The sequence below is a fragment of the Streptomyces spinosus genome (genome assembly GCF_020400655.1).
Lineage (GTDB): Bacteria > Actinomycetota > Actinomycetes > Streptomycetales > Streptomycetaceae > Streptomyces > Streptomyces argyrophylli.
Genome location: NZ_JAINRC010000008.1, coordinates 256,683 through 277,922, shown reverse-complemented (window position 1 = coordinate 277,922; position 21,240 = coordinate 256,683). Strand labels below are relative to the sequence as shown.

At 73.1% G+C, this 21,240-nt stretch carries 17 protein-coding genes; 9 read left to right on the top strand and 8 right to left on the bottom strand.

Annotation, left to right across the window (positions count from 1 at the left end; all coding sequences use genetic code 11):
- Positions 1-30 precede the first annotated feature (30 nt).
- Together LG395_RS17490 and LG395_RS17485 are read right to left on the bottom strand one after the other, a co-directional pair.
- Positions 31-1,182, bottom strand: a complete 1,152-nt coding sequence (locus LG395_RS17490; RefSeq protein ID WP_225810368.1) for a dihydrodipicolinate synthase family protein — start codon at positions 1,180-1,182, stop codon at positions 31-33.
- Positions 1,179-2,330, bottom strand: a complete 1,152-nt coding sequence (locus LG395_RS17485) for a Gfo/Idh/MocA family protein (RefSeq protein WP_225810367.1) — start codon at positions 2,328-2,330, stop codon at positions 1,179-1,181. Before LG395_RS17485 ends, LG395_RS17490 begins: the two co-directional genes overlap by 4 nt.
- A 232-nt stretch (positions 2,331-2,562) precedes the next feature.
- Here LG395_RS17485 and LG395_RS17480 point away from each other — a divergent pair, with 232 nt between their 5' ends.
- The 5 genes from LG395_RS17480 (at position 2,563) to LG395_RS17460 (ending at position 7,889) form a co-directional block, all read left to right on the top strand.
- Complete coding sequence (locus LG395_RS17480; protein ID WP_171156036.1) at positions 2,563-3,609, top strand: LacI family DNA-binding transcriptional regulator; 1,047 nt, start codon at positions 2,563-2,565, stop codon at positions 3,607-3,609.
- A gap of 194 nt (positions 3,610-3,803) precedes the next feature.
- Positions 3,804-4,400 carry a dihydrofolate reductase family protein gene (locus tag LG395_RS17475; protein ID WP_171156034.1) on the top strand — a complete coding sequence of 199 codons (597 nt, stop codon included), beginning with the start codon at positions 3,804-3,806 and terminating at the stop codon, positions 4,398-4,400.
- Positions 4,401-4,477: 77 nt separating this feature from the next.
- Positions 4,478-5,404 carry a bifunctional helix-turn-helix transcriptional regulator/GNAT family N-acetyltransferase gene (locus LG395_RS17470; RefSeq protein ID WP_225810366.1) on the top strand — a complete coding sequence of 309 codons (927 nt, stop codon included), beginning with the start codon at positions 4,478-4,480 and terminating at the stop codon, positions 5,402-5,404.
- A 357-nt stretch (positions 5,405-5,761) separates the two neighbouring features.
- Positions 5,762-6,562 (top strand): sugar phosphate isomerase/epimerase family protein, encoded by an 801-nt coding sequence (locus LG395_RS17465; RefSeq protein WP_225810365.1) that lies wholly within the window; start codon positions 5,762-5,764, stop codon positions 6,560-6,562.
- Between the two features lie 103 nt (positions 6,563-6,665).
- Complete coding sequence (locus LG395_RS17460; protein ID WP_225810364.1) at positions 6,666-7,889, top strand: MFS transporter; 1,224 nt, start codon at positions 6,666-6,668, stop codon at positions 7,887-7,889.
- Positions 7,890-7,943: 54 nt separating this feature from the next.
- Here LG395_RS17460 and LG395_RS17455 read toward each other — a convergent pair whose 3' ends face one another.
- Positions 7,944-8,537: an RBBP9/YdeN family alpha/beta hydrolase gene (locus LG395_RS17455; protein WP_171156026.1), complete on the bottom strand. Its 594-nt coding sequence runs from the start codon at positions 8,535-8,537 to the stop codon at positions 7,944-7,946.
- A 200-nt stretch (positions 8,538-8,737) separates the two neighbouring features.
- Between LG395_RS17455 and LG395_RS17450 the strand changes: the two genes are divergently transcribed.
- The 3 genes from LG395_RS17450 to LG395_RS17440 all read left to right on the top strand — a co-directional run bounded on the left by LG395_RS17450 (position 8,738) and on the right by LG395_RS17440 (position 12,251).
- Positions 8,738-10,627, top strand: a complete 1,890-nt coding sequence (locus LG395_RS17450; RefSeq protein WP_225810363.1) for a glycoside hydrolase family 3 protein — start codon at positions 8,738-8,740, stop codon at positions 10,625-10,627.
- A gap of 318 nt (positions 10,628-10,945) precedes the next feature.
- Entirely contained in the window at positions 10,946-11,374 is a 429-nt protein-coding gene (locus tag LG395_RS17445; RefSeq protein ID WP_225810362.1) for a hypothetical protein, read from the top strand.
- Between the two features lie 16 nt (positions 11,375-11,390).
- On the top strand, positions 11,391-12,251 hold the full coding sequence (locus LG395_RS17440; RefSeq protein ID WP_171156020.1) for an alpha/beta fold hydrolase: 861 nt from the start codon (positions 11,391-11,393) through the stop codon (positions 12,249-12,251).
- A gap of 125 nt (positions 12,252-12,376) precedes the next feature.
- Here LG395_RS17440 and LG395_RS17435 read toward each other — a convergent pair whose 3' ends face one another.
- From LG395_RS17435 to LG395_RS17415, 5 genes are all read right to left on the bottom strand, one after another.
- Positions 12,377-13,792: a S28 family serine protease gene (locus LG395_RS17435; RefSeq protein ID WP_225810361.1), complete on the bottom strand. Its 1,416-nt coding sequence runs from the start codon at positions 13,790-13,792 to the stop codon at positions 12,377-12,379.
- Between the two features lie 110 nt (positions 13,793-13,902).
- On the bottom strand, positions 13,903-14,307 hold the full coding sequence (locus LG395_RS17430) for a hypothetical protein (RefSeq protein WP_171156017.1): 405 nt from the start codon (positions 14,305-14,307) through the stop codon (positions 13,903-13,905).
- A gap of 133 nt (positions 14,308-14,440) precedes the next feature.
- A complete protein-coding gene (locus LG395_RS17425) occupies positions 14,441-18,160 on the bottom strand; it encodes an ABC transporter ATP-binding protein (protein WP_225810360.1) in 3,720 nt (1,239 codons plus the stop codon).
- A 94-nt stretch (positions 18,161-18,254) separates the two neighbouring features.
- Positions 18,255-19,280: an esterase-like activity of phytase family protein gene (locus LG395_RS17420; RefSeq protein ID WP_225810359.1), complete on the bottom strand. Its 1,026-nt coding sequence runs from the start codon at positions 19,278-19,280 to the stop codon at positions 18,255-18,257.
- 53 nt (positions 19,281-19,333) lie between these two features.
- Entirely contained in the window at positions 19,334-20,257 is a 924-nt protein-coding gene (locus LG395_RS17415; protein ID WP_225810358.1) for a serine hydrolase, read from the bottom strand.
- 309 nt (positions 20,258-20,566) lie between these two features.
- Between LG395_RS17415 and LG395_RS17410 the strand changes: the two genes are divergently transcribed.
- Entirely contained in the window at positions 20,567-20,926 is a 360-nt protein-coding gene (locus tag LG395_RS17410) for a peptidase inhibitor family I36 protein (RefSeq protein ID WP_225810357.1), read from the top strand.
- Positions 20,927-21,240: the final 314 nt, after the last annotated feature.

Below are 21,240 nucleotides of genomic sequence, written 5' to 3'. Positions count from 1 at the left end.
TGACGGAGAAGCGCGCGAGTTCCGCCGTGTTCACCGGTCCACCCCGTACAGCGACAGAAGGGTCCTCATCCGTTCCTCGGCGAGCCTCGGGTCCGGGAACAGGCCGAGGCCGTCGGCGAGTTCGTAGGCGCGGGCCAGGTGCGGCAGGGACCGGGCCGACTGGAGGCCGCCGACCATGGCGAAGTGGCTCTGGTGGCCGGCGAGCCAGGCGAGGAACACCACCCCCGTCTTGTAGAAGCGGGTGGGCGGCTGGAACAGGTGGCGGGACAACTCCACCGTGGGGTCGAGGAGTGCACGGAAGCCCTGGACGTCGCCCGTGTCCAGGACCCGTACCGCCGCGGCCGCGAGCGGGCCCAGCGGGTCGAAGACGCCGAGCAGGGCGTGGCTGAAGCCCTGGTCGTCGCCCGCGATCAGCTCCGGGTAGTGGAAGTCGTCGCCGGTGTAGCAGCGCACGCCCCGCGGCAGCCGCCGTCTGAGGCCGGCCTCGCGCCGGGCGTCCAGCAGGGAGACCTTGACGCCGTCGACCTTGTCGGGACGGGCGGCGATCACCTCCAGGAAGGTCCCGGTGGCCGCGTCCAGGTCGGACGAGCCCCAGTAGCCCTCCAGGGCCGGGTCGAACATCGGGCCGAGCCAGTGCAGGATCACCGGTTCGGCGCACTGGCGCAGGAGGTGGCCGTAGACCTCCAGGTAGTCCTCGGGGCCCTTCGCCGTCGCGGCCAGCGCCCGGGAGGCCATGAGGACGGCCTGGGCGCCCGCCTCCTCCACGACCGCGAGCTGCTCCTCGTACGCGGCCCTGATCTGCGCGAGAGTGCCCCCGGCGAGCTGGTCCGTGCCGGCGCCGCAGGCGATGCGGCCGCCGGCCGAGCGCGCCTCGGCGGCGCTGCGCCGGATCAGTTCGGCGGCGCCCGCCCAGTCCAGGCCCATCCCGCGCTGGGCGGTGTCCATGGCCTCGGCGACACCGAGCCCGTGGGACCACAGGTGGCGGCGGAAGGCGAGGGTGGCGTCCCAGTCGAGGGCGGCGGGCGCGCCGGGCGGGACGTCGGCGAACGGGTCGGCGACGACATGGGCCGCCGCGAAGACCGTACGGGAGGTGAGGGGGGCGCCGGGGGCGAGGGAGAGGGGCGCGGTGCGCGGCTCGTACGGGCGCAGCGTGCCGTCGGCCGCGGGGAGTCGGAGGGTCACAGGGAGATCTCCGGCACGTCGATGCGGCGGCCCTCGGCGGAGGACTTCAGGCCCAGTTCGGCGAGCTGGACGCCCCGGGCGCCGGCCAGCAGGTCCCAGCGGTAGGGGGCGTCGGCGTGGACGTGCTTGAGGAACAGCTCCCACTGGGCCTTGAAGCCGTTGTCGAACTCGGCGTTGTCGGGCACCTCCTGCCACTGGTCGCGGAAGGCGTCGGTGGCGGGAACGTCCGGGTTCCACACCGGTTTGGGGGTGGCGCTGCGGTGCTGGACGCGGCATCCGCGCAGGCCGGCGACGGCCGATCCCTCGGTGCCGTCGACCTGGAACTCGACGAGTTCGTCGCGGTGGACGCGCACCGCCCATGAGGAGTTGATCTGGGCGACGGCGCCGCCCTCCAGTTCGAAGACGCCGTAGGCGGCGTCGTCGGCGGTGGCGTCGTAGGGCTTGCCGTTCTCGTCCCAGCGCCGGGGGATGTGGGTGGCGGCGAGGGCCTGGACGGAGGTGACCCGGCCGAACAGCTCGTGCAGGACGTATTCCCAGTGCGGGAACATGTCGACGACGATGCCGCCGCCGTCCTCGGCGCGGTAGTTCCAGGAGGGGCGCTGGGCGGGCTGCCAGTCGCCCTCGAAGACCCAGTAGCCGAACTCGCCGCGCACGGAGAGGATCCGGCCGAAGAAGCCGCCGTCGACGAGGCGCTTCAGCTTCAGCAGGCCCGGCAGGAAGATCTTGTCCTGGACGACGCCGTGCTTGACGCCCTTGCCGTGGGCGAGGCGGGCGAGGGCGAGGGCGCCCGCGAGGCCGGTGGCGGTGGGCTTCTCGGTGTAGACGTGCTTGCCGGCCGTGATCGCCTTCGTGAGGGCCTCCTCGCGGGCGGAGGTGACCTGGGAGTCGAAGTAGATGTCGACGGACGGGTCGGCGAGGACGGCGTCCACGTCGGTGGAGACCTGGTCCAGGCCGTGCCGCTCGGCGATCTCCCGCAGGGCGTGCTCGCGGCGGCCGAGCAGGATCGGTTCGGGCCAGAGCACGGTGCCGTCGCCGAGGTCGAGGCCGCCCTGGTCGCGCAGGGCGAGGATCGACCGGACGAGGTGCTGGCGGTAGCCCATGCGTCCGGTCACGCCGTTCATGGCGATGCGCACCGTCTTGCGTGTCACGTGAGTCCCCTTCGCGGGCCGGTGGGGCAAGCAGTTCAGCCATCAGATAGCAAGCGCTTTCTACACGGGAGAAGCTAGCCTCTGGAACCGGTCTGTACAAGACCGTGTCCGCTCCGAGTTGTTCGAGGGGGCGAACAACCACGGGTCGTGGCCTTAAGGTCTGCTCGGAACCAGGACGGACGCCCGGCTGTCTACGAGGGCGTACCAGACGACGCGTGACCGGAGGACGACGATGACCGTGACCCTGGCGGACGTGGCGGCCCGCGCCCAGGTCTCCCCCGCGACGGTGTCGCGCGTGCTGAACGGCAACTACCCGGTCGCCGCGTCCACCCGCGAACGGGTGCTGCGCGCCGTGGACGAGCTGGACTACGTCCTCAACGGCCCCGCGAGCGCCCTCGCCGCCGCCACCTCCGACCTCGTCGGCATCCTCGTCAACGACATCGCCGACCCGTTCTTCGGGATCATGGCCAGCGCGATCCAGGCGGAGATCGGCGGGCCGGGCGGGCGCGCGGGCGGCGAACGCCTCGCGGTCGTCTGCAACACGGGCGGCTCCCCCGAGCGCGAGCTGACCTATCTGACCCTGCTCCAGCGGCAGCGGGCCGCCGCCGTCGTGCTGACCGGCGGGGCCGTGGAGGACGCGCCGCACGCGGCCGCGGTCGCGGCCAAGCTGCGCAAGCTGGCGGACGCCGGGACGCGGGTGGTGCTGTGCGGGCGCCCGCCGGCGCCGGACACCGAGGCCGTCGCGCTGACCTTCGACAACCGGGGCGGCGCCCGCGCGCTGACCGGCCACCTCATCGGCCTCGGCCACCGCCGGCTCGGCTACATCGCCGGCCCCGAGGAACGCACGACCACCCGGCACCGTCTGGAGGGCCACCGCGCGGCGCTGGCGGCGGCGGGCGTCGAGGAGGACCCGCGCCGGACGGTCCACGGCCGCTACGACCGCCGGTCCGGTCACGAGGCCACGCTGGAACTGCTGCGCCGGGACCCCTCGTTGACGGCGATCGTGGCCGCCAACGACTCCGTCGCCCTCGGTGCCTGCGCCGCGCTGCGGGAGTCCGGGCTGCGCATCCCCGAGGACGTCTCGGTGGCCGGTTTCGACGACCTGCCGTTCAGCATCGACGCGGTGCCGTCCCTCACGACGGTCCGGTTGCCGCTCGCGGAGGCGGGGGCGCGGGCCGGGCGCATCGCGATGGGCCGGGAGGAGCCGCCGCCCGGGGGGATCGCCTCGGTGCGCGGGGAGCTGATGGTGCGGGGGTCCTCCGGGGTTCCGCGGGAGTGAGGGTGCGGGGCCCTTACGGGGTTCCGCCTGGAGTCGGGGGTGCGCGGTGTCGGGGCGGGCGGCCCGGCCGCCGCTTCCCGACGGCACGGCGGCACTGGCGGCACCGGCAGGACCGGCGGCACCGATGAGTTTTCGGGGCCCCGGGCGTCTTCACCGTCGTAAGCAACGGACCACGTACCTCAAGGAGCGGGACCATGCGGGTCGTCGTCACCGAGTTCATCAGCCTTGACGGAGTCGTACAGGCCCCGGGCGGGCCCGAGGAGGACACCGACGGGGGGTTCGCGCACGGTGGGTGGTCACACCCGTTCTTCGATCCGGAGGTGGTGGGCGGGGCCTTCGCCGCGGGTCTGGAGAAGGCCGAGGCGCTGCTGTACGGGCGGCGGACGTACCTGACGATGGCCGCCGCGTGGCCGGAGCGGGCCGGGGACCCGTTCGCCGACCGGCTGAACTCCATGAAGAAGTACGTCGTGACCGACACGCTCGACGAGTCGGAGCTGAGCTGGGAGAACACCGTGCGGATCCCGGGCGCGCGGGCCCTGGACACGGTGCGGGAGCTGCGGGCCGCCGAGGGCGGGGACCTGGCGATGATGGGCAGCCCCACGCTGGTGCGGGCACTGATCTCGGCGGGGCTCGTGGACGAGTTGCGGCTCGTGGTCATGCCCGTGCTGCTCGGCGGCGGGAAGTCGGTCTTCCCTGCCGACGGCGGGCTGCGCAGCTGGGAGCTGGTGTCGTCGGCCACCGCGAAGACGGGGGCGCAGGTGAACGTGTACCGGCCGGCCGGGCGGTCGTAGGCGTGGACGGCGGCGCGGGGGCGTCCTAGGCTCGGAGGAGCAGGATCTCTGACGGGGTCAAGCATCCGGGGGCGATCGTGACCGTCCAGGACGTCCGCGCTTTCAACCGGTTCTACACGGGTGTGATCGGCGCCCTGGACTACGAGCGCCACCTGTACGCCCCGTACACCCTGACCGAGGCCCGTGTGCTGTACGAACTCGCGCACGCGCCGTATCTCGACGCGGCCGACCTGCGCGGCGGGCTGGGGCTCGACGCCGGGTACCTGAGCCGGATCCTGAACCGTTTCGAGGAGGACCGGCTGATCCGGCGGGAGCCGTCGCGGGACGACCCGCGCCGGCGCCGGATCACGCTGACCGCGCGCGGACGCGAGACCGCCGCCCTGCTGGACGAACGGGCCGGGGAGTCGGTCCGGGTGCTGCTCGACGGCGTCGCTCCGGCGGACCGGGACAGGCTGGCCGAGGCCATGCGGACCATCCGGGAGATCCTGGGCGGGCGGAAGCAGGCCGCGGACGTGGTGGTGCGGGAGCCGCGGGCCGGGGAGCTGGGGTGGATCGTGCAGCGCAACGGCGCGCTGTACGCGGCCGAGTTCGGGTGGAACACCGAGTACGAGGGGCTTGTCGCCCGGATCGTCGCCGACTACGCGCAGGATCACGATCCGCGTCTGGAGCGGGTGTGGATCGCGGAGCTGGCCGGGCGGCCCGTGGGCTGTGTGATGTGCGTACGGGACGACACGCCCGGCGCGGCGCGGCTGCGGCTGCTGCTCGTGGAGCCGGAGGCGCGCGGGCACGGCGTCGGCGACCGGCTGGTGCGGACCGTGATCGACTTCGCCCGCGGGGCCGGCTACCGGGACCTGGTGCTGTGGACCAACGACGTGCTCGGCAGCGCCCGCCGCCTCTACCGGCGGCACGGGTTCGCCCTGGTCGCCGAGCGGCCCCACCACTCCTTCGGCAAGGACCTGGTCGGCCAGGACTGGCGGCTGGCGCTGCGCGGACCGGTCGGGTGACGGCGGCGCCCGCGCCGCCGGTGACGGTTCCTGCCGGCCACGACGCGGGTGCGCGCACCGCCCGCACCGGACGGACGCGCGGCCTCCCGGGCACCGGCCGGCCAAGGGCGGTGGCGCCCTCGGCCGGGGCAGGCAGGTGTACGGCAGCCGTGACTCCGGTCGGCCTGGACCGCCGACGGCCCCCACCCAGCACCCCTCACCCCGGCCCCCACCACCGCCTCCCCCGGCCACGGCCCAGCCCCCGGCGAACCGAGCGGAGTACCCGCCCAGGCCGATGCGTACCGCACCCCGCCCCTCGGTCCGCCCAGCGCGGACAGTCGCGTCGTGGGGCGGGTGGGGCGGGTAGGGTCCGTGCCCATGAAGCTGGCGTTCTCCACTCTCGGTGTCCCCGGCCTGCCCGTCCCGGAGGTCCTCGCGCTCGCGACCGCGCACGGCTACCACGGTGTCGAACTGCGCGCCCATCCCGAGGAACCGGTGCACCCCGGCCTGAGTCCCGCCCGACGAGCCGAGACCGCGGCCCTGTTCCGGGATTCCGGGGTCGAGGTGCTGGGCCTCGCCGGGTACGCGCGCGTCGCGGCCCCGGGTGACGACGCGCCCGTGCTGGAGGAGGTCCGGGACCTCCTGCGGCTGGCCCACGACCTGGGCGCGCCGTTCGTCCGGGTCCTGCCCGGCGCCGACCCGGACCGCCCCCGCGAGGAGTCGGACGGGATCGCCGCCCGGCGGCTCGGCACCGCCGCCGAGGACGCCACCGCCCTGGGCGTCCGGCTCCTGCTGGAGACCCACGACTCGCACCGCACCGGCGCCGACGCGATCCGGATCCTCGGCCCGGTCGGGCACCGGCAGGTGGGGGCGCTGTGGGACGTGATGCACACCTGGCTGGGCGGTGAGCAGCCGTCGGACACCTACGCGGCCCTCGCCCCCCACCTGGGCTACGTCCAGGTCAAGGACATCGCCTCGGCCGAGGACACCACCCCGCTGCCGCTCGGCGCCGGGGTGCTGCCGCTCAGCGAGTGCGTGGACGTGCTGTCCCGCCACCACTGGGACGGCTGGCTGTGCTGGGAGTACGAGAAGCGCTGGCACGAGGAGGCCGCGCCGCTCGCCGGTCTGCTCGCCGCCGGCCGTGACCATCTGCTGAGGGTGCTGGGCGAGGCGGCCTAGCCGGCCGGCCCCCGCCGCTCCGATATTCGCTGGCCGGGGCGTCGGCGTACGGTTACCCTCCCCCGGTGATGCAGCCACCGGGGCCGTGCGCCCGCTTCCGCTCATGAGCCTCGCCCGCTCGCTCGTCGACGTACGCCCCCTGCGCACCTCCCCCGTCTTCCGGCGGCTGCTGATCGGCCGGACCGTGTCCGTGCTCGGCGGGTTCATGACCATGGTGACGGTCATGTACCAGGTCTGGGACCAGACCAGCAGCACCGCGTGGACCGGAGCCGTCGGGCTGGCCCAGGCACTGCCGCTGGTGGTGTTCGGGCTGTTCGCCGGGGCGTGGGTGGACCGGGCCGACCGGCGCCGTATCTACCTCGCGGCGACCGTCGGCCAGGCGGCCTGCTCGCTGCTGCTCGCCGTGCAGGGCTTCACCGGGCACGTGCCGCCGGCGGCCGTCCTGCTGCTCGTCGCCGCGCAGTCCAGCTTCGGCGCGCTGGGCGCCCCGGCCGCCGGGGTGTTCGTACCGCGGCTGCTGCCCAAGGAGCAGGTGGCCGCCGGGCTGGCGCTCCAGCAGGTGAGCGGTCAGTCGATGATGCTGATCGGTCCCGCCCTGGCCGGGCTGCTGCTGGGCTGGTTCGGCATCGGCGTCTGCTACCTGCTGGACGCCCTCAGCTTCGGCCTCGCCTTCTACGGCGCCCGCGGGCTGCCCGCGCTGCCGCCGCGGGGCGAGCCGTCGCGGGCGGGGCTGCACGGGGTGCTGGACGGGCTGCGGTTCCTGGCCGGGCACCGGGTGGTGCGGGGCGCGCTGGTCACCGACCTCGCCGCGACCGTGCTCTCGTTCCCGGTGAGCCTGTTCCCGCTGGTGAACGCCGAGCGGTTCGGGGACGATCCGCGCACCCTCGGCCTGTTCCTGTCGGCGCTTGCGGTGGGCGGGGTCGCCGCGACCGCGCTGTCCGGCCCGCTGACCCGGCTCTCCCGGCCGGGCCCGGTGATGCTGTGCGCGTCCGCCACCTGGGGCGCGGCCCTGGTGCTGTTCGGCCTGGCCGGCGACCCCTGGCTGGGCCTGGTGCTGCTCGCGCTGGCCGGCGCGGCGGACGCCACGGCCGTGGTCTCGCGTTCCACGATCGTGCAGACCCGCACCCCGGACGCGCTGCTCGGGCGGGTCACGGCGGCCGAGCAGATCGTCGGGCAGGCGGGTCCCAGCCTCGGCAACGCGCGCGGCGGTCTGCTCGCCGGCTGGACGTCGGGCACGACCGCCCTGATCAGCGGTGGCCTGCTGTGCGTGCTGGCGGTGGCGGCGGTCGCGACGACGACACCCGAACTGCGGGACGGAGGCTACTAGGGTCTTTCGTTCGGATCATCCGCAGCCCGGCATGATCCGAACGGGAGGCCCTAGCTAGCGCGGTGCCGGACGTGCCGTGAGCGGCGTGGTGCCGCCGACGCACCAGTCCAGGACCGCGGGCCAGGGGCCGTACCCGGCGTCCAGGTCGAGGTGGGCGGCGCCGGGCAGGATGTCGGCGGGGATGCCGAGCGGCCCGGCGAAGACCGTGTCCGCGCCCCCGGGGCAGTAGGGGTCGTCGTCGCCCGCCACCAGTCGCGTCGGCCCGGGCAGGGTGAAGCCGGGCGCGGGCGGGGCGAAGGCGGCCACCTCCGGGTACCGGGCGAGGACGGGGCCGGACGGCGGGGAGACGAGCAGCACCCGGTCCGCGTACCGCTGCTGCTCCATGCGCCGGGCGGCGGCGTGCAGCCACAGCACGGCGGACAGGCTGTGGGCCACCACGACCCGCTCCTCCGGTCCGTTCAGCTCCTCCAGGTGGCGGGCGAGTTCGCCGAGCCAGACGTCCAGGTCGGGGTCGTCGGCGTCGGGCAGTTGCGGGTAGCCGACCCGGTGGCCGAGGGCGGTGAGCCGGCCGGCGAGCCAGTGCTGCCAGTGCTCCGGCGGGCGGTGGTTCTGCCAGCCGTGCAGGATCAGGTACGCGCGTGTGGTCATGCCGGTGATCCTCCACGGCGGGTGTCCACCGGTCCAGCGAGCCCCCTGGAAGCAGGCGGAACGCCCGGACGCGCGCCGCGCGTACGCGGCCGGCCGCCCCTTGGTGGTTACTGTGCATTGCCTTGACGGAAAGAAACTTCCCGGATATTGGTGACTCCTCGGAAGTTTCCTTCAGCGGTTCTCCTCGGGAAGGAGCGCACGTGCACCACACCAGCACGGGAAGCGGCACCGGCACGGGAAGCGACGCCGGCGCGGGAGGCACGCAGAGCCCCACGAGTGCCGGCAGACGCACCGCACGGCCGTCCAGACGCGCCGTCCTCGCCGCGACCGCGGGCCTCACCGCCGCGCTGACCGTACCGGCGACCGCCCACGCCGCCACTCCCGACGACCGCCGGCTGCGCGCCCTGATCTCCCGCATGACGCTGGAGGAGAAGGTCGGCCAGCTCTTCGTGATGCGGGTCTACGGCCACTCCGCCACCGCCCCCGACCAGGCGGACGTCGACGCCAACCTCCAGGAGATCGGCGTCCGCACGGCCGCCGAGCTGATCGCCAAGTACCGGGTCGGCGGCATCATCTACTTCGCCTGGGCGCACAACACCCGCGACCCGCACCAGATCGCCGACCTCTCCAACGGCATCCAGCGGGCCTCCCTGGACCAGCCGCGCGGCCTGCCGGTGCTCATCGCCACCGACCAGGAGCACGGCGCGGTGTGCCGGATCGGCGAGCCCGCCACCCTCTTCCCCGGCGCCATGGCGGTCGGCGCGGGCGGCTCCCGCTCCGACGCCCGCGCCCTCGGCCGGATCTCCGGTGCCGAACTGCGCGCGATGGGCGTCAACCAGGACTACTCCCCCGACGCCGACGTGAACGTCAACCCGGCCAACCCGGTCATCGGCGTCCGCTCCTTCGGCGCCGACCCGGAGGCCGTGGCCGCCCTGGTCGCCGCCGAGGTGGAGGGCTACCAGTCCGCGGGGGTCGCCGCGACCGCCAAGCACTTCCCGGGCCACGGGGACACCGCCGTCGACAGCCACTACGGCTTCCCGGTCATCACCCACAGCCGCGAACTGTGGGAGAAGCTGGACGCCGTGCCCTTCCGGGCCGCGATCCGGGCGGGCATCGACTCGATCATGACCGCGCACATCCAGTTCCCGGCGCTGGACGACTCCGGCGACCCGGCGACCCTCTCCCACCCGATCCTGACCGGCATCCTGCGCGGGGAACTCGGCTACGACGGTGTCGTGATCACCGACTCGCTCGGCATGCAGGGCGTGCGCACCAAGTACGGCGACGACCGGGTGCCGGTGCTCGCGCTCAAGGCCGGCGTGGACCAGCTGCTCAATCCGCCGTCGCTGGACGTGGCCTGGAACGCGGTGCTGAAGGCCGTGCGGGAGGGCGAGCTGACCGAGGCGCGCCTGGACGAGTCGATCCTGCGCATCCTGCGCCTGAAGGCCCGGCGCGGGCTCTTCGACCGCCCCTGGGCCGACCGGGCGGACGTCGACCGCACGGTGGGTACCAAGGCGCACCTGGCCGTCGCCGACCGCATCGCCGAGCGCACCACCACCCTGCTGGTCAACGAGGACGCCACCCTGCCCCTCGACCGCCGCACGCGGCGCAGGCTCCTGGTCGTCGGCGCCGACCCGGCCTCCCCGTCCGGCACCACGGGCCCGCCCACCGGTGTCCTGGCCGCCGCCCTCACCGAACTGGGCTTCACCGCCACGGCCCTGTCCACCGGCACCGCGCCCTCCGCCGCGGTCATCGACCAGGCGGTCACCGCCGCGCGGGACGCGGACGCGGTGATCGTGGCCACGTACAACGTGACGGCGTCCAGCACCCAGCGCACGCTGGTCGACCGCCTGCTGGCCACGGGCACGCCGGTGGTCGCGCTGGCCGTCCGCAACCCGTACGACGTCGCGCAGTTCCCGTCCGTCCGCGCCTGCCTGGCCACGTACTGCTGGACGGACGTCGAACTGCGCGCCGCCGCACGGGTGATCGCGGGCCGGGTGCGACCGCGCGGGAAGCTGCCGGTGCCGGTGCAGCGGGCGGACGACCCCACGCGGGTGCTGTACCCGATCGGCCATGGGCTGACCTACTAGACCGTGTACCGAGAGTGGCCGGCCTGGGCAGCCGGCCACGGTGCGGACACCAACGGCCCCGCCCGGCAGGAACGCAAGCGCCGTTCATGCGGCAGCGGGGCCATCCTCCCAGCTCACTCGCCTCGGCCTCGCCGGGATACGACGGCTGGTCATCCGCCGCACCGGCCGCCGCCCCTCACCCGGATTGCAGGCGCCCGACAGGATGCCCAGGCTGGAAGGAGCGAGGCCGGGAAGTGGTCGCCGGCCGGCGATCGGCTGCTCACCCTGCCGGTGCGACGTCCCGGCGCTCGGCGGCGACGACACGGTTCGAGGTGCCACATGACGTCAGCGACGACGAGCGACGCGGCGGAGGAGTTCCGTCGGCTGAGCGACGACGATCCGGAACTGCAGGCCCACGGCACGTACTACTCGTGCAGCTTCCTGCTGGACATGGACCCCCACCGGTTCCTCGTGCGGATGCACAAGGGGAAGGTGGACGAACTGATCATCGATCCCGAGCCGTTGGCGGCCTACGACTTCGCGATCCGCGCGGACGCGGAGACATGGCGGGGCTTTTGCAGCGAGACGCCTCCGCCGATGTGCCACGGCATCTGGGCGGCCACGTTCCGGCGGGGCATGCGCCTGGAGGGCGACCTGCTCGTGCTCATGCAGAACCTGCGCTGCGTGACCCGGCAGCTGGAGCTGCTGCGCGTCACGGGCCCCCTCGGGCCGGCGGACGAGGCCGGGCCCGCCCCTTCCCCCTCGTGAGACATAGGAGCTCGCCATGGTCAGCGGCAGGATCTCTCCGGTCACCGGCCACTACGTCACCATGGACGTGGAGGACGCGCAGTACAGGGTGTTCTACCTGGAGAACGGGCAGGGCACGCCTCTGGTGTGCCAGCACACCGCGGGCTGCCACAACCACCAGTGGCGGGGCCTCCTGGAGGACGAGGAGATCACCGGCCGCTACCGGGTGATCGCCTACGACCTCGCCCGGCACGGCAAGTCGGACCCGCCGTGGAACCAGGAGTGGTGGAAGGAGGAGTACCGGCTCACCGCGGACCACTTCACGTCCTTCATCGTCGCCTTCTGCGACGCCCTCGAACTGGAGGACCCGATCTTCATGGGGTCGTCGTTCGGGGGGAACGTGGCCCTGCAACTCGCCCTGCGGCATCCGGACCGGTTCAAAGCGGTGATCCCCGTCGAGGGCGCGGACTACTCGCCCGGCTTCTACCTCGACTGGTGGCAGCATCCGCACGCCAACGCCGCCCAGGTGTGCGCCAGCGGCGTGTGGGACCTCATGGCACCGCAGTCCCCGGAGCAGGACCGCTGGGCGACCTGGTTCTACTACACCCAGGGCTCGGAGGCCTTCAAGGGCGACCTGTACTTCTACTCGGTCGACCACGACCTCAGGGACCGGCTGGACGACATCGACGGCGACCGGTGTCCCGTGATCATGCTGACCGGCGAGTACGACTACCTCACCACCCCCGAGGACGGGCGCCGGACCGCGGAGGCCATCCGCGGGGCGGAGTTCATCGAGATGAAGGAGATCGGCCACTTCCCGATGAGCGAGAACTACCCGCGCTTCGCCCGGTACCTGGGGCAGGCCCTGGAGCGGATCGAGAAGCGGACCGGCTCCTGAGGCACGTACCTCGGGGCGGCCCCGGTGTCTGTCGAGGCGGTTGATCCCGCTCCCGGCCGCGTGGCGCTCGCGGTGGCCGGCCGGGGCGCGGGCCGCGCTGCTCGCCGGCCCCGGCCGGGACGGGGCTACGGCCGCAACGCCGGTTCCCGCTCCGTGTCCCGTGCGTCCAGCTTCGCGTCGTACCCGGCCAGGGGCTTCGCCGCGGCCACGGTGGCCGGGGAGGCGCCCGCCCACTTCAGGATGCGGGCCGTGGCCAGGGACTTCTCGGCGGGGATCAGGCCCGCCACGTTCGCGCCGTGGTTCGCGCCGGGTGCCGTGAAGACGTACGCGTCACGGGCGCCCGCGCCGAGGCGGAAGCGTTCCGAGCCCCAGGGGTCGTTCTGGCCGTAGACGAAGAGCATGTGGGTGGCGTGGTGGCGCACCCACGTGTCCACGTCCCGCATGGCGTCCGGCTGGAAGCGCATGGGGATGGAGCGGGGGACGAAGTTGCGCGGGGGCTGGTAGCCGTAGCGGATCAGCTTCCGCTCGATGTGGGGGAAGTGGATCGTCGGGGCGCCCAGCTGGGTGCCCGCCTGGTAGTAGTACGGGGTGTACGTCTCCAGGCCCTGGTCGGTGTAGGCGGAGAAGCCGGAGATCGTGTCGACCGAGTTCCAGATCTCCTCGTCGGTCGCGGTCGCGGCGTCCGCCGGAACGGTGGCGCAGTCCTTCAGGAGGCTGTACTGCCAAAAACCCCAGACGTAGTCGAGGACGACCGCCTCGTAGGCCCTGTCGAGGCTGCCGATGGTGGAGAAGGTGTAGCCGTTCTCGGCGGCGTACGCGGCGTACTTCTCCTCCAGCGGCCCGCGCCGTACCAGCGCCTCGCGCTGGACGGCGTTCAGCCGGTCCCGGCACTCCTTGGTGCCGACCCGCTCGAAGAACCGGTCGTACGCCGAGTCCTCCTTGTCGACGACGTCGTCGGGGGCGACGTAGGCCACCACGCCGTCCATGTCACGGGGGTGGAAACGCTCGTAGTACGTGGCGGTCATGCCGCCCTTGGAGCCGCCGGTGGCCAGCCAGTTGGCGGAGTAGAGGGGCTTGAGGGCCTCGTACACGCGGTGCTGGTCGCTCGCCGCCTGCCAGATGTCCAGCGTGGACCAGTCGGCGGGGGCCGGGCGGGACGGGGTGAAGAAGCGGTACTCCAGGGAGACCTGGTTGCCGTCCACGATCTGGGTGGGCTCGCGGCGCGAGGGGGTCGTGGAGACGTTGTACCCGCTGGTGTAGAAGACCGTGGGGCGGCTGGTGTCCCTGTGCAGCACGGTGATGCGCTGCTGGAAGGTGCCCCGGCCGGGGTGGCGGTGGTCGACCGGCTGGGTGTAGTTCAGCACGAAGTAGCGGTAGCCGGGGTACGGCTTCTCCTGGATCAGGCTCATGCCGGGTATCGACAGGAGCCGGTCCTTGATGTCGGTGGGCCCGGGCTCGGCGGCGGTGGCCGCGCCGGCCGCCGTGCTCAGGGTTGCCATGAACACCGTGAGCGCCAGCAGCCATCTGAGCGCCTTGCGCATGCGCACTCTCCCCTGTGAGACAGATGTGCGCCGGAAGCTATCCCGGCAACTGCCGTCCCACCAGAGGGAATTGAGCGCTCCGGATCAGCGGCCGGGCCCTGGGGCCGCGCTCAGCACAGGATCCAGCCCGAGCTGACGGAGTACTTGCCCACCGAGCCCTTGATCCACACGCAGCGGTGGCCGGCGTGCACGGTCACCGGACCGGCGTGGTGCCGGTAGCGGCCCTTGTCGACGACCGGCCGGTTGCCGCGGGCCTGCACGCTGACCGACATGGTCCGGCTGGGCCCGGGCTGTCTGGCGACGGTGACGGCGCAGACGTAGCCGTTGCGCTTGTAGACGTGGGTGATCCCGGACGCGAACGGGAGCGTGCGCACCTCGCGCCCGGCGCAGCCGCTCGCCGACTCGGCCCGCGCGGTCCCCGTCGCCGTCAGCCCGAGCACCCCGGCCGCGGCCAGCACGGCCGCGGCGAGCGCCAGGCGCCGGCGCGGGTGCCGGCGTATCGCACCACTGTCCACTGTCGTCCTCCCCGTCCCGGTCACACACCGCGTGTCCGTACTGATGTACGGACGCACGGGTGTGTCGGATGGTTGCACGACCGTCAGGGAGACGACCCGGCGGCAGGGCCCGGCGCGGCGGGCCGGCCGGGCCTCAGCGGGAGGCGCCGACCGGCTCCTCCGGCTCGGACTGGCCGACGAACGTCCGCCACAGCTCGGCGTACCGGCCGCCGCGGGCCAGCAGTTCCTCGTGCGTGCCGTCCTCCGCGACCCGGCCGTGGTCCATCACCACCACCCGGTCCGCGCGGGCGGCGGTGGTCAGCCGGTGGGCGACCACCAGGGTCGTACGACGGCCCGCCAGCCGGTCGGTGGCCTGGTTGACCTGCGCCTCGGTGGCCAGGTCCAGGGCCGCCGTGGCCTCGTCCAGGAGCAGGATGTCCGGGTCGACCAGTTCCGCACGGGCGAGGGCGATCAGCTGGCGCTGACCCGCCGAGAGGTTCCGGCCGCGCTCGGCCACCTCGTGCAGGTAGCCGCCCTCCAGCGTGGCGATCATCTCGTGCGCGCCGACCGCGCGGGCCGCGGCCTCCACCTCGGCGTCGGTGGCGTCGGGACGGCCGTAGGCGATGGCGTCGCGGACGGTGCCCGGGAAGAGGTAGGCCTCCTGCGGGACGACCCCGAGCCGGTGGCGGTACGACGTGAGGTCCAGGGCCCGCAGGTCCGTGCCGTCGACCGTGACCCGGCCCTGTGTCGGGTCGTAGAACCGGGCGACCAGCTTCACCAGCGTCGACTTGCCCGCGCCCGTCTCGCCGACGAACGCGACCGTCTGCCCGGCCGGGATCGTCAGGTCGATGCCGGACAGCGCCTCCTCCTCGTCGCCGTACGCGAAGCGCACGCCCTCGAAGGCGATGTCCCCACGCAGGGACGGCACGTCGAGGGGTTCGTCGGCGGTCCGCGTGGACGTCGGCTCGCGCAGCAGCTCCTGGATGCGGCCGAGCGACACCGTGGCCTGCTGGTAGCCGTCGAAGACCTGGGAGAGCTGCTGGACGGGCGCGAAGAACAGGTCGATGTAGAGCAGGTACGCCACCAGGGCGCCGGTGGTCAGCGTGGCCGCCTCCACCCGGCCCGCGCCCGCGATCAGCACGGCCGCCGCGGCCACCGAGGACAGCAGCTGCACGAACGGGAAGTAGACGGAAATCAGCCGCTGGCCGCGGACGCGGGCGCTGCGGTAGGCCTCGCTGCGCTCGGCGAACCGCCGCCCGCCGTCCCGCTCCCGCCGGAAGGCCTGCACGATGCGCAGCCCGGCCACGGTCTCCTGGAGGTCGGCGTTCACCGTCGAGACCCGCTCGCGGGCGAGTTCGTACGCCTTCACGCTCGCCCGGCGGAAGAAGAAGGTGGCCACGAACAGCGGGGGCAGGGTGGTGAAGACGACGAGCGCGAGCTGGAGGTCGAGCACCAGCAGCGCGACCATGATCCCGAAGAAGGTGACGACCGAGACGAACGCCGTGACCAGGCCGGTCTGCAGGAAGGTGGACAGCGCGTCGACGTCCGTCGTCATCCGGGTCATGATCCGGCCGGTCAGCTCGCGCTCGTAGTAGTCCAGGCCGAGCCGCTGGAGCTGGGCGAAGATCTTCAGCCGCAGCGTGTACAGCACGCGCTCGCCGGTGCGGCCGGTCATCCGGGTCTCGCCGGTCTGCGCGGCCCACTGGACGAGCACGGTCAGCAGGCCGAGCAGCGCCGCCGCCCAGACCGCGCCGATCGCCATCTTCGTGACGCCCGAGTCGATGCCGTGCCGGATCAGCACCGGCAGCAACAGGCCGGCGCCGGCGTCGACGGCGACCAGGAGCAGGCTGACGAGCAGGGGCAGACGGAAGCCGCGCAGCAGGTGGCGCAGGCCGTAGGAGTCCTCGGGCAGGACGGCGCGGACCTCGTCGACGTCCGGGGTGTCGGTGGCCGGGGGCAGCGCCTCGACCTGGGCGAGCAGCTCCGGGGTGGCCGGGGTGCCGGCCAGTGCCGTGTCCTTGGGCTCGCGGTCGCCCGTCCACAGCCGCGGGGTGACGCCCCGCTCGGCGTCGAACTCGGCCTCCAGCTCGTCGCGGACGGAGGTGTCCTCCCGGCGCTCGGCGGGCACGGCACGGCCCGGGGAGACCCCGCCCAGCTCGTCCGGGTCGGTGAGCAGGCGGCGGTAGAGGGCCGAGCGCTCCTGGAGTTCCTCGTGGGTGCCGACGTCGGCGAGCCGGCCGCCGTCGAGCACGGCGATGCGGTCGGCGAGGTTGAGAGTGGAGCGGCGGTGGGCGATGAGCAGGGTCGTACGGCCCCGCATCACGTGCTTCAGCGCCTCGTGGATCTCGTGCTCGACGCGGGCGTCCACGGCCGAGGTGGCGTCGTCCAGGACCAGCAGGCGCGGGTCGGTGAGCAGGGCGCGGGCGAGGGCGACGCGCTGGCGCTGGCCGCCGGAGAGGGTGAGGCCCTGCTCGCCGACCTTGGTGTCGTAGCCGTCGGGCAGTTCCCTGATGAAGCGGTCCGCCTGCGCGGCGCGGGCGGCGGCCTCGATCTCCTCCTGGGTCGCGTCCGGGCGGCCGTAGGCGATGTTGTCGCGGACGGTGTCGGAGAAGAGGAACGAGTCCTCCGGGACCAGTCCGATCGCGGCCCGCAGCGAGTCCAGGGTGAGTTCGCGGACGTCGTGGCCGCCGATCAGGACGGCGCCGTGGGTGACGTCGTAGAAGCGCGGCAGGAGCAGGGAGAGGGTGGACTTGCCGGAGCCGGAGGAGCCGACCACGGCGAGGGTCTCGCCGGGACGGATCTCGAAGCTCAGTCCTTCCAGCACGGGACGCTCGCGGTCGTAGCCGAAGGACACGTCGTCGAACTCGACGGTCGCGGGCGCGTCGGGCGGGAGGGTCTTGGTGCCGTCCCTGAGAGTCGGCTCGGTGTCGATCAGCTCCAGGACGCGCTCGGTGCCGGCGCGGGCCTGCTGGGCGACGGTGAGGAACATCGCGAGCATGCGGACCGGGCCGACCAGCTGGGCCAGGTAGGTGGAGAAGGCCACGAAGGTGCCGAGCGTGATGTGGCCGTGCACGGCGAGCCAGCCGCCGAGGGCCAGCATGGCGACCTGGCCGAGCGCGGGCACGGCCTGGAGGGCCGGGGTGTACCTGCTGTTCAGGCGGACCGTGCGCAGGCGTCCCGCGAACAATCGGCGGCCGACCTCGCGCAGCTTGTCCGTCTCCTGGTCCTCCTGCCCGAACCCCTTCACCACGCGGACGCCGCTCACCGCGCCGTCCACCACTCCGGCCACGGCGGCGGCCTGGGCCTGCGCGTACCAGGTGGCCGGGTGCAGCCTGCTGCGGCTGCGTCTGGCGATCCAGCCGAGGGCGGGCGCGACGGCCAGGGCGACCAGGGTCAGCGGCAGCGACAGCCACGCCATGATCACCAGGGAGAGCAGGAAGAGCACGACGTTCCCGATGGTCATCGGGAGCATGAACAGCAGGCCCTGGATCAGCTGGAGGTCGCTGGTGGCACGGCCGACGACCTGCCCGGTGGACAGCTCGTCCTGGCGGCGGCCGTCCAGCCGGGTGATCGTGCCGTACATCTCGGTCCGCAGGTCGTACTGGACGTCGAGGGCGAGCCGGCCGCCGTAGAAGCGGCGGATGTAGGTGAGGGCGTAGACGAGGACGGCGGCGCCCACGAGCGCGCCGGCCCAGGGGGCCATGGCGCGGGTGTGGGCACCGATCACGTCGTCGATGATCACCTTGGTGATCAGCGGGACGACGGCGAGGACGGCCATGCCGGCGAGCGAGGAGCCGAGGGCGAGGACGACGTCCTTCGGATACCGCCAGGCGTACCCGGCCAGACGTCGTGTCCATCCCCGTTGCGCTGCCACGCCGGTGCCTCCTGGTTTCGGCCGTGCTCTACCAGGATGCGTCAACGCCGGACGATGCGGATTTCATCCCTCCGCAACAAAACGCGGGCCGCGGTCAGACACGTACCCGCAGGTAGTAGAACCTGGTCGTCTGGGCCGCGTTCTGGTTGTCGTCGCTCACCAGGAGCACCTTCAGGCGGCCGGTGCGGTCGCGGCCCGTGATCGTCATCCCCTCGATGTTGTCGAGGAGGGGGTTGGGCTGGGGCTGCTTCGCCGTGGCGCCGAGGGAGGGGCAGGCGGCGATGTCGGCCAGGAGCGTCTTGCCGACCAGGCGGACCTCCGGCTGGCCGGTGAGGTTCTCGGTGCCGCTGGTGTCCGTGGCGTGGCGGGGGTCGGCCAGGTAGAGGCGGACCGTGTTGCCGACGCCGGCGGTGAAGCCGCGCTCCAGGACGAGGAGGCGGCCGTCGGGGGTCGCCTGGACCTCGGGGACGCCGAGGCCGGTGTCGGTGCGGTAGGCGTACTGGGCGCCGGGCGTGAAGCGGCCGTGGTGACGGGTCCACGTCTGGAGGCGGACGATGCCGGCGGAGTCGCCCGCGAGCGCGTACTCCATGGACGCCAGCAGGGTGTGGCCGCCGGGCAGCAGGGTCAGGCCCTCGAAGGTCTGGTTGGCGGTGGCGCGGCCGGCCGGGGCGACCCGGAGGGCGGGCGGGACCGGGAGGCGCTCGAGGATCGTGCCGTCGCGGGAGTAGCGGCGGACGGACGGCTCGGTCTCGGACGAGACCAGCCGGGTGCCGTCCCGGTCGACGACGAGGCCCTCGGAGTCGAGGTCGGCGCCTTGCTCGTCGGCGAGGCGGACGGCCGCACGCGGCCGGAGCGTACGGGCGTCCAGGCGGAACAGCGACGAGCGGTCGGCCAGGGCCGCGAGCGAGCCGTCCCGGTCGACCGCGAGGGCGGAGAAGTTGCCGACGAAGGTGCCCTCGTAGGTGGTCTTGTCGAGCGCGTCGGAGAAGCGGTCGATCGCCACGGCGGCCGAGCAGGCGTGGCGCGCCGGGGTGCCGGCGGCTGCGGGCCCGGCGGCGGCCAGACAGGTGGCCGTCGCCAGGCCGGCGGTGAGGGTGGCGAGTAAGGTTCTCAGGCGCATGCCCCACACCGTAGGACCCGTCGGTGAGGTGCGCGAGACCGCCTCGTGAAGGGTCAGCCCCGCGGCGGCACGGCGACGAACGCCTCGCGCGGGTGACTGGTCGGGGTGTAGCGGGTGACGCCGATGGTGGCCGGCACCAGGTCCTTGTGGATCGCCTTGGCGACGTTCTGGATCGTGGTGACGCCGTAGCTCATGGTGCTGTTGTCCTGCGTCAGCACGGTGATCATGTAGTCGCGGCCGGCGCCGTTGAAGGTGCCGAGGCTGTGCACCCGCCAGCCGTGCGTGGAGCGCTGCAGCCAGCCGTTCTTCACGTGCACGGAGACGGAGGACGGCGCGCCGGCCGGGGTGCCCCAGCGCTGCGAGGAGACGACCTGGCCCATCAGCTTCAGGATGTAGGCGCGGGAGTTGTCGCTCAGCACGCTGTTCTTGGCGGTGACGAGCTTGAGGAGCTTCTGCTCGTCGTTGACGTTCTCCTGGGTCAGGCCCCAGTAGCCGTTCGCGCCCGGCACGGTCTTGGTCATGCCGGCGGCGGCCAGGAAGCCCTTGATCTTGGTCATGCCGAGCTGCTTCCAGAGCTTGCTGGTCGCGTTGTTGTCGGACTGGGTGATCATGGCCTTGGCGAGCGACTGCTCGGTGCTCGTCAGGTACCGGTTGTGCTTCTTCGCGTCCCACAGCAGCGTGGCGAGGACGGTGACCTTGACCGTGCTGGCCGAGTCGTAGGCGCTGGTGGCCCGCAGGGTGCAGGTGGTCTTGGTGCCGCGGTCGTACAGGCCGATGGCGACCGTGCCCTTGCGGTTGGCGAGGGCCGCCGTGATGTCCTTCTTCAGCTTGGCGGCCAGGCCCGCCTTGGCGGACGTACAGGTCACGGTGGGCGTGGCCGCGGCGGCCGGGGTGGCGGCGGTGACCGCCGGCACGAGCAGCGCGGCACTGACGGTGGCCGCGAGCACGCCGGCCCGGCCGGATATCCGGTGAGTCATGGAAAGTTCCCCCTTGAACGTCGTACGGGCGTCCCCCTGAACGCCGTTGAGCGCACCCGTGCGCTGCATGACTGGACTCGCCGGGGTGGTCGATAGTTGTACGCGCGTTCGGAGATGAGGAGTTGCTCACAATGAGCGGGACCGTGCCGCACAGGAGGGGGCGGGTCCCCGCGGTCCTACTAGTCCCACTTCTTCCCTCACACCGGCGAAGGAGATCTTGCCGCCGGGCGTGTCCCGCCGGCCGGCCCGCACCATGGGCGGTGCCCGGCGCACTGCCGGACATCCCGACTCCCCTTCCTGGAGCGCCACATGAAGCAGCAGCTGCGCGCCTGGACGCTGGCCGCCGCCCTGGCCGTGACCGCCGTACTCGTGCCCGCAGGGACCGCCACGGCCCGCGCCGCCCAGCCCTCCTGCCCCGACGGCTCCGTCTGTCTCTGGAGCGGGGAGGGCTTCGGTGGCTCGTACTGGGAATGGACGGCCCGCAGCGGCTACCGCGACCTGCCGCCGAGCCTCCACGACCACGTGGGCTCCTTCGTCGCCTCGACCCGCGCCTGCTTCGTCAACTGGGGCCCGGTGGAGAAGCGGGACGTGTTCAACGGCGACTGGCGCTCCCGCTACCTCGGCGACTTCGGCGGCCGGATGGACGGGGTGGGGCCGGGCGGCTGCTGACGGGGAGTCGGTGCCACCCAGGCGTTCGCCTGATCCGGGAAACCGTACAGCGCGGCCGGCGTTGGCTACAGTGGCTGATGACGTGCACTGCGCCGATGTCGCGCCGCAGAGATACGGCGCGCATTCGTCAGCGCGGCGAGGTCCGGCCCCGGCGGCAACCGGAGCCGGACCGCAGTGCATGCGCCGGGTGGGTCCGGCCGATCTGAGGCCGGTCGGACTCGCCTCGCCATCGGCGAAGTCGTCCCGTTCGGCCCGAACCCCTCCACGTCGTCGCCCTACTTGGCGAACACCTGCACACACACCGCGACAAGGGG